Genomic DNA, 14,336 nt, shown 5'->3' on the forward strand with positions numbered 1-14,336 from the left:
AAAGAAAGGCTTCCGTGCGGCAACGTTCGGGGGCTTTTTTCTTTTGTGATGCGTCTCCTGTTAGTCGTTCGAGTTAAAAATTACTGCTTGGATCGGTATTCGGCAAACAGCGCCTGAAGATGTTCCAGAACGAATTCGGCAAATTCCGGGGCTTCGTTCTTGTCGATCGATATATCCAGCTTGCGGTCGCTCTCGACCACCTTGGCCAATCGACCACCGGTTTCAGACGACCAGACACCGGCTTTTTTCGCCTGCGCCTTGGGCTTCAGGAAATCCAGAAGTGATTTGAACCTGTCTTCGGAGACAAGCGCTGCAACGGAAGGCTCCCGGACATAGGCGCGGGCAGCCTCCTTGACCTGCGACGAGGAAAGCTGATCGGCGAGATCCATCCAGTTACGGCGACCGACGCTAGGCGCGGGACCGATGAGATCAACCAGATCCTCCGGAATGCGGCCGACGACCGACAGCATGTTGGAAAGATCGCCTTTGTGCAGCGACATTGCCGCCATGATCGTATCGCGGGGAAACCGCATCTGCAGTTTCTGGGCGAAGCGCGCCTTTTCAATATAGGTGAGATCGCGGCGCTCGTTGTTTTCCTGCCCCTGCGCCACGACCAGTTGTTCATCACTAAGATCGCGAACGACGGCCTTGACCGGAATACCAAGGCTTGAGACGGCGCGCAGACGGCGATGACCGAAGGCAACCTGATAACGGCCCGGAAACTCGGGATGCGGGCGTACCAGAATGGGAACCTGCTGTCCCTGCTCGCGAATGGCTTCCACCAGACCGGCATCTGCCTCTTCGGAAGCCGGCATACGATCTGGTATGAACGAAGGATCAATATCGGCAGGGTTGAGGGAAACGATCGTCAGACCCTCGGCGAGCCGCTTTTCGATCTCTTCAGCACGCTTTGTACGTTCCGAAACCTCGTTCAGCGACTGGCCAATCATACCAACTGGCGAGTTCACAACATCCGTCACCAGATCGGGAGAACCAAGGATGGGCCTGACGCGTGGCCGCGTCCGCTCACTGGCAGCGTCATTGTTGTCGGTGGCCGGTGTACCGAGGTTTGCGAAAATCTGCTTTCTGCTCATGCTGCCCTACCCCACGCTTTTTTGATCAGTCCTTCGACTTCAGCGTTTACATTGTTCATGGCTTCCAGCGCGCGATCATAGGTCGAGCGGGTGAACTGGGTTCTTTCCACTTCAAAAAGCGTCTGGTTGGTCAATCCGGCATCGGAGACGGCGGTGCTCTTCAGCATCGGATGATTGAGGACGTTTTCACCGAAGATCGAACGCAGGAAAGCAACCATCTGGTTTTGCGGGCCGTCACTCGGTTCAAACCGGGTAATGAGGTAACGCATCCAGTTATAATCGGATCGCGCGCCGGCCCGGCCGATTTCAGCGAGAAGATCACCGGTCATGGCAAGGAACTGGTTCATGGACATGACGTCCAGCATCTGCGGGTGGACGGTGACAAGAACCGAGGTGGCCGCCGTCAATGCCGAAAGTGTCAGGTAACCGAGTTGCGGCGGGCAATCGATCACGACGACATCATAGAAATTCTGCGCCTGGGCGATTGCCTGGCCGATGCGGGCAAAAAACAACGTGTCACCCGGAGCGCGACGCATCAGCGCGCGGGGCGTGTCGTGCTCGAACTCCATGAGCTCCAGATTGCCCGGAACGATGTGAAGGCCGGGAATATAGGTGCCGCGAACGATCTCGGCGATCGGACGGCGTTCCTCGTCGTAGCGGATCGCGCCATAGAGCGTTTCATTCGGGCCGACATCAATTTCTGGCTGATGACCGAAGAGAGCAGACAAACTGGCCTGCGGATCAAGATCGATTGCGAGAACCCTATAACCGCGCAGCGCCAGATATTGCGCCAGATGCGCTGACGTCGTGGTTTTTCCGGAGCCGCCCTTGAAATTCATGACGGCGATGACCTGTAGTTCTTCGCCGTCACGGCGGTGGGGCAGATAGCGGCGTGTGCCACGTGCGCCCTGATCGAGAAGCTTTCTGATCTCGTGCATGTCTTCAACGGAATAGGAGCGGCGGCCTGGTGCCTGTGCCGCGTCAAGTTCCGGACGCTCAGCCGCGATCTGGCGAAGATAAGCCTCGCCAATCCCGATCAGCCGCGCGGTTTCCGCGGGCGAGAAATTTCGCATGCTCTTTTCGGTGTGGGGTGAAAATGTATTTGCATTATGCGCCTGCAATTGGGCTGACAGTGCAGCCGAATGCTGTTGTATAAGGCCCGTCAGGTCGGGTGCCCCTGCAGCACGTCTTGAGTCGGCACTCTGTGTCATTTGTCTTCTTTCGCTCGATATCGCAGTGGCGGTTTTTTTCGAAAAAGGCGGTTTTTTCCGCAACTGAGATATAAGCGCCGATTCTCTTTTTGGCGCAATAGGCTTTTTTCCCGGTTGCGAAACTGCCGCTAAAGCATTGTGGAAGAATCACATTTGGTTTTTGTGACAGTTTGACGGTTAGCCGCGGCTAACTTTGCCGATGTTGGTCAGTCGGCTGTTGTTTAGACAGCGTTTCAGGACCCATGAAGTTAGCCGCGGCTAACTCGGGGGAGCGAATATTGAGATCCCTGCTGTTCGGCTCAGTGAAAAGTGAAGGGTGGACATTCGCAGGCGTTTAATCTCTACTCATTGACTAGAGTATCGTTGAGCCGCGCGCTCCCCGTGTGGCTATTCATACTGTCGCAGGTTGGAGGAATGAATGTCCTATGATGTCGCTCTCGTCGGGTCCGGCTTCGCTGCCATCTGTACCGCCGCCCATCTTCTCTCTTCTCTGCCAGCGAAGGCCTCAATTGCCATTGTTGGCGATGAGTCTGATTTTGGGCGTGGAACGGCCTACCGTACGGAACTACCCTACCACCGGCTAAATGTGCCGGCTGGACGTATGAGTGTCTTTCCTGATCGCCCGGAAGATTTTATCGAATGGCTGAAGGAGAACGGGATAGCGGACGACCCTCTACTGTTTGCGTCGCGCGGAGATTATGGTCTTTATCTAAGAGACAGATTGGCCACTCTGTTGAGAAGCCGTGAACAGAGGGCGAGGGTGGATTTCATTCGGGCCAAGGCTTCCACCTGCCGCCCCAACGATGCGGGGGGATTTACCTTCGTTCTCGAAAACGGTGAGATGATGCGCGCGCAAAACGTTGTTCTGTGTGTAGGTGTCGGTGCGGCGAGTTTGCCGGTGCAAACTGTTGCGAACGACGAGGGCAGGCCGCAGCGGATCATCGGTCACTGCTGGCAGCCCGGGTGGCTATCGAAGGTGAAGATGGGCGACCGCATCTGTATTCTCGGTTCCGGGTTGACGATGATTGACCAAGTGCTGACCCTGCGGGGAAAAGGGCATACGGGGCCGATTCATGTCCTGTCTCGTCGCGGACTTGTGCCGCATCCGCACATCAGTCCACCTTTGCACCCGGTCGATCCAATCTTGCCGGAGAAAACCACGGAGATTAGCCGCCTGTTGCAGTCCTTGCGCAAACAGGTGAGGGAGGGCGCACCCTGGCGTACGGTCATGGATGGGCTGCGTCCGAGAACGCAGTCGCTTTGGCAAGCTCTCACGGCTGCTCAACGAAACAGGTTCCTTCGGCATGCTTTGCCGTGGTGGAATATTCACCGGCACCGCATCGCGCCGGAGGTTCATGCGGCTTTTGAGAAACTGCTTACGGATGATATTCTGGAAATCCACGCGGGTTACCTCAGCTCTGTTGTAGAGCAGGACGAGGGCATTACCCTGTGCTACCGCCGCCGGCATACGCAGATATTGAAAGAGCTGCAGGTGGACTGGGTTGTCAATTGCACGGGTATGGAGCGAGCGGGTATTGGCCATTCGCGCCTTTTGGAAAACATGCGAAACGACGGTGTGCTTCTGCTGGATCCTCTGGGTCTCGGTGTTGAAGTGGACGGCCAGTCTCGCCTGTTGCGGGCGGATGGACAAAGCTGGTCCGGCCTCTTCGCGGCCGGTGCCCTGACGGCGGGCCACTTATGGGAAATAACAGCCGTGCCGGATATTCGGGTACAGGCACAAAAAATTGCGCAACACGCCGCAGACAGAGTGTCATCGAATGATAGGGTTTCAGCCCAGCGGTAAATTGCTGGCTGAGATATCGCAAGCAAGACCGTATTCAAGGCATATTTGTTCGGCACCTGTCTTTCCCATCTTTGGTGTTAGCCGCGGCAAACTTTTCCGAGTTGGTGAATACCCAATGAATGAACCATTGGGGACCTCCAAAGCTGGAGGAGTGCGTCGAAGCAACTTCCCTCACAGACGGAACACAATGATATGCTCTTGCAGCAACAGGTGGTTCCTCGAAAATATCGCTCGTCCCTGTTATCATCCCGGATTAGCGATTTCGTACCGATAAGGGCGGAGACAGGAACGTTTTCTCTGTTTTGCTAAATAATTTACATCGGTTATGGAATGTCGCCGCAAAACCGGCTATAAATCCCGAAAAATGCAATAATCATGAAAATTATTTGCGAGGTTTTGATGGAAAAGCAGAAACTGGTGAGGTTCGCGACGGCTGATAATCAGGCCGGTGGCCAACGTCGGCCATTTGCGAAGGCCGTTCGGGCCGGCGATTTTGTCTATGTTTCCGGGCAGGTGCCGACCATTGACGGGGAAGTGGTGACCGGCGGCATCGTGGCACAGACCGAGCAGGTTGTGGCCAACATCAAGGACGTTCTGGCGCTTGCCGATTGCACGCTTGCCGATGTGGTAAAGGTTAACGTCTGGCTGGATGATGCCCGAGATTTTTCGAGCTTCAATGCCGTTTTCCAGAAATATTTCATCGATCATCCGCCGGCGCGCTCGACCGTGCAGTCGCCGCTGATGGTCGATGCAAAGGTGGAAATGGATGTTATCGCTTATAAGCCGGTGGCTTAACTATCTGATTTTTATGGTTTTGAGAGCATATGATGACCTATCCATGGCCTGAAGCGGGCACACCACTCGATGCGATTTCAACGCCGATGCCGGTGATCGACGAGGATCGGCTTGCGGCGAATATTCTCAAGGCGCAGTCCTATCTCGATGAGCATGGCAAGGCCTTCCGGCCACATATCAAGACGCACAAGATACCGGCCATCGCCAGGCAGCAGTTTCAGGCCGGCGCCATCGGCATCAATTGCCAGAAGGTCAGCGAAGCCGAGATTTTTGCAGATGCCGGATTCGACGATATTCTGATCACCTATAATATTCTCGGCGCGGCGAAATTGTCGCGACTAAAGGCGCTGAATGCGCGTATCGGCCGGTTGAGCGTCGTCGCTGACAGCGTCGCGACAATTGCCGGCCTTGCTGGCACATTCGATACGGAAAAGCCACTTGCCGTGCTTGTCGAATGCGATACCGGCGGAAAGCGCTGTGGTGTGCAGACGCCGGAAGCCGCCCTGTCGCTTGCGGAAAAGATCGACGCGGCACCGGGCCTCGTCTTCAAAGGCATTTTAACCTATCCGGCACCGGGCGGGGCTGAAAAGGTCGAGAGCTTCATTTGCGAGACAATGGCGCTGCTTGCGGCGAGAGGCATCGAATGCCCTGTCCGTTCCAGCGGCGGTTCACCGGATTTTTACGCCGCACACCTCGTGCCTTCGGCAACCGAACACCGGGCGGGCACCTATGTTTATAATGACCGCGCCATGCTGCGCGCTGGTCATTGTACGGCCGGCGATCTGGCAATGCATGTTCTTGCCACTGTGGTATCGCGGCCCACAACCGATAGGGCCGTGCTCGATTGCGGCTCCAAGGCTTTGACCTCCGATCTTCTTGGTTTCAGCGATTACGGGCTGATCGAAGGTTATGAAGGTGCGAAAATCGTCTCGCTCTCGGAAGAGCATGCAGTTGTCGATCTATCCGGCTGCACGTCCGGCAGGCCGGAAATCGGTGACGTGGTCAAGGTTGTGCCGAACCATACCTGCGTTGTCAGCAACCTTTTCGACAGGATGGTGTTTCATCGAAACGGCCTCGTGACCCGGGTGGAAGACGTGGCCGCACGTGGTACCGTCTGGTAATATTACCCGGCTAATCAAATTAAGAGACAGAAAACTGCCTAAAGCAGTCCCGGTAACGAGAAATACAAAAATGCGCATATTCACGGCGTCGCTCGCCACCGAAACCAACACGTTTTCGCCCGTTCCGACGGATATGGATGCTTTCCGCGCGGCTTTTTATGCCGGGCCGGGCGAACATCCGGAAACGCCGACGCTTTGCTCCTCGCCGGTGCCAATCCTGCGCCGTCGCGGCAAGGCGGAAGGGTTCACGGTGATCGAGGGCACATCCTGCTGGGCGGAGCCGGCAGGTCTCATCCAGCGCCAGACCTATGAAACGTTGCGCGATACTATCCTTGCGGAACTCCGGCAAGCGCTGCCGGTTGATGCGGTCGTTCTCGGTCTGCACGGCGCAATGGTGGCGCAGGGTTATGATGATCCGGAAGGCGATTTTCTGTCGCGCGTGCGCGCAATGGTCGGGCCGGAGGTATTGATCGCGGCGGAATTCGATCCTCATAGCCATCTGACGGCGCTGAGAGTTGAAAATCTCGATTTCATGGCGACGTTCCTGGAGTTTCCCCACACCGATTTCGAGGAACGCGGCGAGCATGTCGTTGAACTGGCGCTGCGCGCCCTGCGCGGTGAAATCAAACCGGTGATTTCCACATTCGATTGCCGCATGATTACCATTTATCCGACCAGTCGTGAGCCAATGCGCTCTTATGTGGACCGTTTGAAGGCGATGGAAGGCAAGGACGGCATCCTGTCGATTTCGGTCATCCACGGTTTCATGGCAGGCGATGTACCTGACATGGGCACGCGGATTGTCGTCATCACCGATGGCGACAGGGAAAAGGGCGATGCGCTGGCCGAAAAACTCGGCCATGAACTTTATGCCATGCGCAAACTGACCGCCATGCCCATGCTGGATACGGAATCGGGCCTCGACAAGGTTCTTGCCATTTGCAGCGGCAATCCGGACAAGCCGGTGGTGGTATCGGACATATGGGACAATCCGGGTGGTGGCGTTGCGGGTGATGCCACCCATATCCTGCGGCGCATGGTGGAGCGCGGCATGGATAATATCGGTGTCGCAACGATCTGGGATCCGATTGCAGTATCTTTCTGTCATGCGGCGGGCGAGGGGGCAGAGATCGATCTGCGCATCGGCGGCAAATCCAGCCCCGAGGGCGGCGAGCCGCTCGACTTTCGTATAAAAGTGATACGCACCGTTGAGGCCGGCTGGCAGAGTTTCCGCAACAGCCGCGTCACGCTCGGTCGCGCCGCCGTCGTGCGGCCGGTTGGGACAGAGATCGATATCATCCTCATTACCAGCCGCACCCAAACTTATGAGCCGGATATCTTTTCCAACCTCGGGATCGATTTCGCAAAAAAAGACGTGCTGCTGGTCAAATCAACCAATCATTTCCATGCGGGTTTTGCGCCTGTCTCCTCTGAGATCGTCTATATTGCAGCACCGACCTCTTATCCAACCGATCCGGCTACAACCGCCTATCGCAAAGCGAGCCTCAAGCTCTGGCCACGCGTGGCCGATCCGCTGGGTCTAGACTAGGGCTTCTCCAATAAAAACGGAATCGCTCTAAGCGTGCAGCCGCTTTAGATGGGCTGAAGTGTGATGAGGAAAAACGCACCCGTATTTTGATCGGGTTCGACAGTGAAAGGCCGACTGTCTTCGATCAACAGGCTGTCCAGCCGCTCGAGATTGGTTTTTCCATCGCCGCTGGAAACCGCCAGCGGGTCGAGCGCGAGAACGAGTGTCGTGACGCCCTCTGCTGTTGCAGAAAACGTGCCGGATTGCCTTCGCACGGCATGACGGAAAGCTGAGCGGCGGGTCATGACGTTGAGATCGACGATCGGGCCGCCGGGCAATGTCGCGTTGGCAGAAACATCGGCCGGAAAGGGCAGGGGGGCGCTCTCCATCGTCAGCAGCAGTGGATCGTTAGCTGCAACCGCAAGCGCCATGCCATTGCCCTGAAGAATGGACAGTGTGCGGTCTATGCCGGGAAAAATCGAAAACGGCCCGTCGCTTGCAACCGTTGCCATGCTGATCCGCCAATCAAAATCATTCACGGAGGCCGCTCGCGGGAAGATGGCGATTTCCACGGTTTCGCCACCGCCATTTTTCCAGGGCATGCGTTTGTAATCGCTTGCGCGCAACAGGGTCATGATTCTCTAACTCCGCACGGTGCTGGCCGAAAACGCCTATCCGCGTTTCCGGCCAAGCAGGAATCAATTGCCGAGAATGCCGGGCAGGCGCAGACCCTGCTCCTTGGCGCAGTCCACAGCGATTTCATAACCGGCATCGGCATGACGCATGACGCCAGTTGCCGGGTCGTTCCAGAGCACGCGCTCCAGCCGGCGAGCGGCATCGTCGGTGCCATCGGCGCAGATGACCATGCCGGAATGCTGCGAGAAGCCCATGCCGACACCGCCACCGTGGTGCAGCGACACCCAGGTTGCGCCGGAAGCGGTGTTCAGCAGCGCATTCAGGAGCGGCCAGTCGGAAACGGCATCCGAACCGTCCTTCATGGCTTCGGTTTCGCGGTTGGGTGAGGCGACGGAGCCGCTGTCGAGATGGTCACGGCCGATGACAACAGGCGCTTTCAGCTCGCCATTCTTCACCATTTCGTTGAAGGCAAGCCCCAGACGATGGCGGTCGCCGAGCCCGACCCAGCAGATTCGCGCCGGCAGGCCCTGAAACGCGATGCGTTCGCGTGCCATGTCCAGCCAGTTATGCAGGTGCTTGTTATCAGGCAGCAGTTCCTTCACCTTGGCGTCGGTCTTGTAGATATCTTCCGGATCGCCCGAAAGTGCCGCCCAGCGGAACGGGCCGATGCCGCGGCAGAATAGCGGGCGGATATAGGCCGGAACGAAGCCGGGGAAGGCGAAGGCGTCTTCCAGCCCTTCATCCTTGGCGACCTGGCGGATGTTATTGCCGTAATCCAGCGTCGGAACGCCGGCGTTCCAGAAATCGACCATTGCCTGCACATGTACCTTCATCGAGGCGCGGGCGGCAGCGGCGACTGCCTTCGGATCGCTTTCCTGTTTGGCGCGCCATTCGGCCACGGTCCATCCGGCCGGCAGATAACCGTGGATCGGATCATGCGCCGAAGTCTGGTCGGTGACCATATCGGGGCGGACGCCACGGCGAAACAGTTCGGGGAAGATTTCCGCCGCATTGCCGATCAGGCCAACGGATTTCGCTTCGCCTGCCTTGGTCCATTGGTCGATGAGTGCCAGCGCCTCATCCAGCGTGTGTGCCTTTGCGTCGACATATCGCGTGCGCAGCCGGAAATCGACGCGGGTTTCATCGCATTCGACCGCAAGGCAGCAGGCGCCTGCCATGACGGCGGCCAGCGGTTGGGCGCCACCCATGCCGCCGAGACCGCCAGTCAGGATCCATTTGCCCTTGAGGTTGCCGCCATAGTGCTGGCGACCGGCCTCGACGAAGGTTTCATAAGTACCCTGCACGATGCCCTGCGTGCCGATATAAATCCAGGAACCGGCCGTCATCTGGCCGTACATGGCCAGCCCCTTCTTATCCAGCTCGTTGAAATGGTCCCAGGTGGCCCAATGCGGCACCAGATTGGAATTGGCGATTAAAACACGCGGCGCATCCTTGTGGGTACGGAACACGCCGACCGGCTTGCCGGACTGCACGATGAGGGTTTCATCCTCGTTCAGATCCTTCAGCGTCGCAACGATGCGGTCGAAATCTTCCCAGGTGCGGGCGGCGCGGCCGATGCCGCCATAAACCACCAGCTCATGCGGCCGCTCGGCGACATCAGGGTCGAGATTGTTCATCAGCATGCGCAGCGGCGCTTCCGTCATCCAGCTTTTGGCGTTCAGCTCATTGCCCTGCGGCGCGTGGACTTCGCGAATATTGTGGCGCGGATTATCCATGTGATTTCCCCTTATCGTTGTGTCTCGAGCGCGAAATTTTCCATGCGCGTGAGAATGGTTTTGAGATGGTTGCGCAGGCGTTCCGCCTTTTGCGCGTCATAGGCGAAAGGCGGCACCTCACTGGCGAGATGGGTGGATTGCGCCAACTCCATCTGGATAGCGTGCATGCCGGCTTCAGGTTTTCCATAATGCCGGGTCGTCCAGCCGCCTTTGAAGCGGCCGTTCAGAATGCTGTCGTAACCCTCTGCGGCAGCGGTCACGTCCACGGCAATCCGCTCTATGGCCGGATCGCAGGTCCTGCCCATATCCGTGCCGATGTTGAAATCCGGCAGCTTGCCCGCGAACAGAAACGGGATATGCGAGCGGATCGAATGACAATCATAGAGAATGGCGATGCCGTGAATGGCCTTCACACGCTCGATTTCCGCCGCAAGGGCTGCATGATAGGGCGCGTGGAAGGTTTCCAGCCGATAGGCGATATCAGCTGCATCGGGTTCCTTCCCCTCATTCCAGATCGGCTTGCCGTCGAAATCGGTTTCCGGAACCAGTCCCGTCGTGTTCTGGCCCGGATAAAGGCTCACTCCGGCGGGATCGCGGTTGGCATCGATCACGTAGCGGTGGAAGGTGGCGCGGACCGTGGTCACATTCTCCAGAAGCCCGGCATAGAGGTCGTGGATGTGCCAGTCGGTATCGGCGAGAATCCTGCCATTATCGTTGAGGCGATCCCAAATCTCCGCCGGCACATCCGTACCGGTGTGAGGCAGGCCGAGAATGATTGGCGAGGTGCCTTGGTGCAGCGAGAAAGGCGTGCTCATCGGCTTGCCCCTTCTGCCGTAGGGTTACCCCCCTCTGCCCTGCCGGGCATCTCCCCCTCAAGGGGGGAGATCGGCAAGCGGATAGCACCTTGCCTAGGGAACGAGCGGACACGGTATGTGATCTCCCCCCTTGAGGGGGAGATGCCCGGCAGGGCAGAGGGGGGTAGCCCCAACGCACCGACCGGAACGGAGGAAAACAATTGGCTTGTCATCTCAAACCTCGAGCTTCGGCAGAATGCCATCCGAAATCACGGAGACCAGAGCGCCGGAAGCGATCAGCTCCGCAGCCGCTTTCAGATCCGGCGCCATATAACGGTCCTCTTCCAGCGAGGGGATTGACGCACGAAGCACGGTAATAGCCTTTTGAAGCTCCGAGCTGGTTTTCAGTGGCCCGCGCAATTCTACACCCTGGATGGCGGAAAGCGCTTCAATACCAAGGATGGCGAAGAGATTTTCGGTCATCGGCAGCAGGCGACGCGCACCATGGCAGGCCATGGACACGTGGTCTTCCTGATTGGCGGAAGTTGGTGTGGAATCCACCGAGGCCGGATGCGCCATCTGCTTGTTCTCGCTCATCAGTGCGGCAGAGGTGACTTCGGCAATCATCAGGCCGGAGTTCAGGCCCGGCTTTTTGGATAGAAAGGCGGGCAGACCGTAGGAAAGGGCCGGATCGACCAGCAGCGCCACGCGGCGCTGGGCGATCGCGCCGATTTCGCAGATGGCAAGTGCCGTCTGGTCGGCGGCAAAGGCGACCGGTTCGGCGTGGAAATTGCCGCCGGATACGACGGAATTGTCTGATAGCACCAGTGGATTATCCGTTACCGCATTGGCTTCGATTTCGAGCGTGCGGGCCACCTGCCGCAGAAGATCGAGGCAGGCGCCGTCCACCTGCGGCTGGCAACGAATGCAATAGGGGTCCTGTACCCGCTCGTCACCCTCGATATGGCTAACGCGGATTTCGGAACCTTCCAGCAGCCGGCGAAGCGCTGCCCCCGCATCGATCTGACCTTTATGGCCGCGAAGTGTGTGGATATCGGGATGGAAGGGCGCGGAAGACCCCATGGCGGCATCGGTGGAGAGTGCGCCGGTAATCAACGCGGCCTGGGCGGCGCGATGGGCGCGGAAAAGACCGGCCAGCGCCAGTGCCGTCGAGGTCTGCGTACCGTTGATAAGCGCCAAGCCTTCCTTGGCGGCTAGTACCACCGGTATCAGCCCGGCTTTTGCAAGCGCTTCGCCGGCTGGCAGAAGCGTGTCCTGATAAAAAGCCTCGCCTTCGCCCATCATCACGGCGGCCATATGGGCCAGCGGCGCGAGATCGCCGGAGGCACCGACCGAACCCTTTTCGGGGATCACCGGAATGACGCCCTTTTCCAGCATGGCCTCGATCAGCCGCACCAGCTCCAGCCGCACACCCGAGGCGCCGCGGCCGAGCGAAATCAGCTTCAGCGCCATGATCAGCCGCACGACATTTTCAGGAAGCGGGGCGCCGACCCCGCAGCAATGCGACAGGATAAGGTTCCGCTGCAGTGTCGCTACATCGGCCGCGTCGATCTTGATGGATGCGAGTTTGCCGAAACCGGTATTGATGCCATAGACAGGCGCATTGCCTGCGGCGATCTCCGCTATGCGCGCCGCCGCCTTGTTTATACCGGCGTCGAATGAGGGGTCGAGCTTCGCGGCGCCATTGGTCCAGTAAATGCCGGCAAGGTCGGCAAGGGCTACATTGCCGGGGTGAAGCGTAATGGTCTTCATGGTCATGGGGAAACCTTCTGTCCCTTGAAAATGTGGGCATGGAGCGGGTTGAAACCGATGCGGTAGACAAGCTCGGCCGGGCGCTCGATATCCCAGATAGTGAAGTCGGCGGATTTTCCGGCCTCCAGCGTGCCGGTTTCCGCAAGCAGGCCCAGCGCCTTGGCGGCATTGCGTGTCGTCGCCGTCAGGCACTCTTCCACGGTCATGTGGAAAAGCGTGGCACCCATATTCATGGTCAGGAGCAGCGAGGTGAGCGGTGAGGTGCCGGGATTGCAATCTGTTGCCAGCGCGATTGTCGCACCCGCGTCGCGCAGGGCCTGAACCGGCGGGGCCTGTTTTTCCCGGAGCGCGTAAAAAGCGCCGGGCAAAAGCACGGCCACGGTTCCCGCTTTCGCCAGTGCGTTCGCGCCCGCCTCATCCAGATATTCCAGATGATCGGCGGAAAGGGCGCCATAGGATGCGGCAAGCTTTGCCCCGCCAAGATCGGAAAGCTGCTCGGCATGCAGTTTGACGGGAAGACCGAGCTGCCGTGCTTTTTCGAAAACGCGGGTGATCTCCTCGACGGAGAAGGCGATACCTTCGCAAAAGCCGTCCACCGCATCCACCAGCCCTTCGGCATGGGCTTTTTCCAGCCCCGGCAGAACGACATCGATAATGTAATCGGCATTGCGGCCCTTATATTCAGCGGGCGTCGCATGGGCGGCCAGATAGCTGGTGACGATCCGCACCGGCCGCAGCGTTGCAAGCCTGCGGGCAACACGCAGCATTTTCAGTTCGGTCTCTATAGCCAGACCGTAACCGGATTTGATTTCGATGGTGGAAATGCCCTCGGCCAGAAGCGTGTCGAGACGCGGCAAAGCCTGAGCCACCAGAGCGTCTTCCGAGATTGCGCGGGTATCGCGCACCGAAGAAACGATGCCGCCGCCCGCCTTGGCGATCTCTTCATAGGTCGCGCCATTCAGCCGCATCTCGAATTCCATCGCCCGGTTGCCGCCGAAGACCAGATGGGTGTGGCAGTCAATCAAGGAGGGCGTGATCCAGCGGCCGCCGCAATCGGTGATCTCATCGGCTGCTGCCAGATCGGCAGGCAGATCATTTTCCGGGCCGGCAAAGGCGATGCGGCCGCCGCGCACGGCGATGACGGCATTTTCGACCGCGCCGATGCCTTCCATGGATGGATCGAAAGTCGCCAGCCGGGCGTTGCGCCACAATGTGGTGGCGTCTCCTGCTGCCATTCCCTTTACCGATTTGTTCCCTGGCATTTGCTTTTCGCCTTTCCTTTATGGCTTAAATGTATATACATAATAATCGGCTTGGCAAGCCGCAATTTCACGTCTGAAATGGCCTTGCCCATAACGACAAGAGGAGAGGGTGGCATGACGGCAATTCACGCGGGCGCAGCGCTTCTGGCCGGGGGGTGGGCGCGGGACGTTCGCATTGTTTGCGATGACGGCGTTGTTTCATTGGTCGAAACCGGCGTCTCCCCTCAGCCGCAGGATGAGCGCCATGCGGTCATTGTTCCGGCCATGCCCAATCTCCACAGCCATGCCTTTCAGCGGGCCATGGCCGGACTTGCCGAAATTCGCGGGCCGGCCGATGACAGTTTCTGGAGCTGGCGCACAGTCATGTACAAATTTGCGCTCTCAATGACGCCTGACCATGTCGAGGCGGTTGCCGCCCAGCTTTATATGGAAATGCTGGAGGCCGGTTTCGGGCGGGTCGGGGAATTCCATTATCTGCACAATGACAGGGATGGTTCGCATTACGGCAATATCGCCGAAATGGCGGAGCGCATCGGCGCGGCGGCCGCACAAACCGGTATCGGCCTGACATTGCTGCCGGTC

At 58.4% G+C, this 14,336-nt stretch carries 12 protein-coding genes (1 of these 12 only partly in view); 5 read left to right on the forward strand and 7 right to left on the reverse strand.

Translation table 11 applies throughout. The features are described 5' to 3' along the window. Positions 1-80: 80 nt before the first annotated feature. Positions 81-1,094 carry a plasmid partitioning protein RepB gene (repB, locus tag CFBP6623_RS19895; RefSeq protein WP_046799078.1) on the reverse strand — a complete coding sequence of 338 codons (1,014 nt, stop codon included), beginning with the start codon at positions 1,092-1,094 and terminating at the stop codon, positions 81-83. Beyond that, the gene (gene repA, locus CFBP6623_RS19900) at positions 1,091-2,305 is read right to left on the reverse strand and encodes a plasmid partitioning protein RepA (protein ID WP_080842868.1); all 1,215 of its coding nucleotides are present in this window, start codon (positions 2,303-2,305) and stop codon (positions 1,091-1,093) included. The genes repB and repA overlap by 4 nt, the downstream gene beginning before the upstream one ends. Before the next feature lie 418 nt (positions 2,306-2,723). Here repA and CFBP6623_RS19905 point away from each other — a divergent pair, with 418 nt between their 5' ends. From CFBP6623_RS19905 to CFBP6623_RS19920, 4 genes are all read left to right on the forward strand, one after another. Then, positions 2,724-4,109, forward strand: a complete 1,386-nt coding sequence (locus CFBP6623_RS19905; protein ID WP_046799080.1) for an FAD/NAD(P)-binding protein — start codon at positions 2,724-2,726, stop codon at positions 4,107-4,109. A gap of 399 nt (positions 4,110-4,508) precedes the next feature. Further along, positions 4,509-4,904, forward strand: a complete 396-nt coding sequence (locus CFBP6623_RS19910) for a RidA family protein (RefSeq protein WP_046799081.1) — start codon at positions 4,509-4,511, stop codon at positions 4,902-4,904. Between the two features lie 32 nt (positions 4,905-4,936). Beyond that, positions 4,937-6,025 carry a D-TA family PLP-dependent enzyme gene (locus tag CFBP6623_RS19915; protein ID WP_080843237.1) on the forward strand — a complete coding sequence of 363 codons (1,089 nt, stop codon included), beginning with the start codon at positions 4,937-4,939 and terminating at the stop codon, positions 6,023-6,025. A 70-nt stretch (positions 6,026-6,095) separates the two neighbouring features. After that, positions 6,096-7,574: a M81 family metallopeptidase gene (locus CFBP6623_RS19920; RefSeq protein ID WP_046799083.1), complete on the forward strand. Its 1,479-nt coding sequence runs from the start codon at positions 6,096-6,098 to the stop codon at positions 7,572-7,574. A 44-nt stretch (positions 7,575-7,618) separates the two neighbouring features. Here the strand turns inward: CFBP6623_RS19920 and CFBP6623_RS19925 are convergent, their stop codons facing one another. The 5 genes from CFBP6623_RS19925 to hutI all read right to left on the reverse strand — a co-directional run bounded on the left by CFBP6623_RS19925 (position 7,619) and on the right by hutI (position 13,754). Further along, complete coding sequence (locus tag CFBP6623_RS19925; protein WP_046799084.1) at positions 7,619-8,188, reverse strand: HutD/Ves family protein; 570 nt, start codon at positions 8,186-8,188, stop codon at positions 7,619-7,621. Positions 8,189-8,251: 63 nt separating this feature from the next. After that, positions 8,252-9,925 carry a urocanate hydratase gene (gene hutU / locus CFBP6623_RS19930; protein WP_046799085.1) on the reverse strand — a complete coding sequence of 558 codons (1,674 nt, stop codon included), beginning with the start codon at positions 9,923-9,925 and terminating at the stop codon, positions 8,252-8,254. 11 nt (positions 9,926-9,936) lie between these two features. Then, positions 9,937-10,740 carry an N-formylglutamate deformylase gene (gene hutG, locus CFBP6623_RS19935; protein WP_046799086.1) on the reverse strand — a complete coding sequence of 268 codons (804 nt, stop codon included), beginning with the start codon at positions 10,738-10,740 and terminating at the stop codon, positions 9,937-9,939. A 213-nt stretch (positions 10,741-10,953) separates the two neighbouring features. Beyond that, on the reverse strand, positions 10,954-12,498 hold the full coding sequence (gene hutH, locus CFBP6623_RS19940) for a histidine ammonia-lyase (protein ID WP_046799087.1): 1,545 nt from the start codon (positions 12,496-12,498) through the stop codon (positions 10,954-10,956). Further along, positions 12,495-13,754, reverse strand: coding sequence for an imidazolonepropionase (gene hutI / locus CFBP6623_RS19945; RefSeq protein WP_046799088.1), 1,260 nt, complete (start codon positions 13,752-13,754; stop codon positions 12,495-12,497). Before hutI ends, hutH begins: the two co-directional genes overlap by 4 nt. A 114-nt stretch (positions 13,755-13,868) precedes the next feature. Between hutI and CFBP6623_RS19950 the strand changes: the two genes are divergently transcribed. Next, a protein-coding gene (locus tag CFBP6623_RS19950; RefSeq protein ID WP_046799089.1) for a formimidoylglutamate deiminase crosses the window boundary here: on the forward strand, positions 13,869-14,336 show its 5' portion. 879 nt of this gene lie beyond the right edge of the window; the window shows 468 of its 1,347 coding nt (coding positions 1-468); it begins with the start codon at positions 13,869-13,871; its stop codon lies beyond the right edge, outside the window.

The sequence above is a fragment of the Agrobacterium tumefaciens genome, assembly GCF_005221385.1.
GTDB classification, from domain to species: domain Bacteria; phylum Pseudomonadota; class Alphaproteobacteria; order Rhizobiales; family Rhizobiaceae; genus Agrobacterium; species Agrobacterium tomkonis.

Bases quoted from the DNA above. Each gene is read 5' to 3' on its own strand.
- CFBP6623_RS19920 (WP_046799083.1), top strand. From the start codon at position 6,096: ATGCGCATATTCACGGCGTCGCTCGCCACCGAAACCAACACGTTTTCG.
- repA (WP_080842868.1), bottom strand. From the start codon at position 2,305: ATGACACAGAGTGCCGACTCAAGACGTGCTGCAGGGGCACCCGACCTG.
- hutH (WP_046799087.1), bottom strand. From the start codon at position 12,498: ATGACCATGAAGACCATTACGCTTCACCCCGGCAATGTAGCCCTTGCC.
- CFBP6623_RS19925 (WP_046799084.1), bottom strand. From the start codon at position 8,188: ATGACCCTGTTGCGCGCAAGCGATTACAAACGCATGCCCTGGAAAAAT.
- CFBP6623_RS19905 (WP_046799080.1), top strand. From the start codon at position 2,724: ATGTCCTATGATGTCGCTCTCGTCGGGTCCGGCTTCGCTGCCATCTGT.
- hutG (WP_046799086.1), bottom strand. From the start codon at position 10,740: ATGAGCACGCCTTTCTCGCTGCACCAAGGCACCTCGCCAATCATTCTC.
- hutI (WP_046799088.1), bottom strand. From the start codon at position 13,754: ATGCCAGGGAACAAATCGGTAAAGGGAATGGCAGCAGGAGACGCCACC.
- hutU (WP_046799085.1), bottom strand. From the start codon at position 9,925: ATGGATAATCCGCGCCACAATATTCGCGAAGTCCACGCGCCGCAGGGC.
- CFBP6623_RS19910 (WP_046799081.1), top strand. From the start codon at position 4,509: ATGGAAAAGCAGAAACTGGTGAGGTTCGCGACGGCTGATAATCAGGCC.
- repB (WP_046799078.1), bottom strand. From the start codon at position 1,094: ATGAGCAGAAAGCAGATTTTCGCAAACCTCGGTACACCGGCCACCGAC.
- CFBP6623_RS19915 (WP_080843237.1), top strand. From the start codon at position 4,937: ATGACCTATCCATGGCCTGAAGCGGGCACACCACTCGATGCGATTTCA.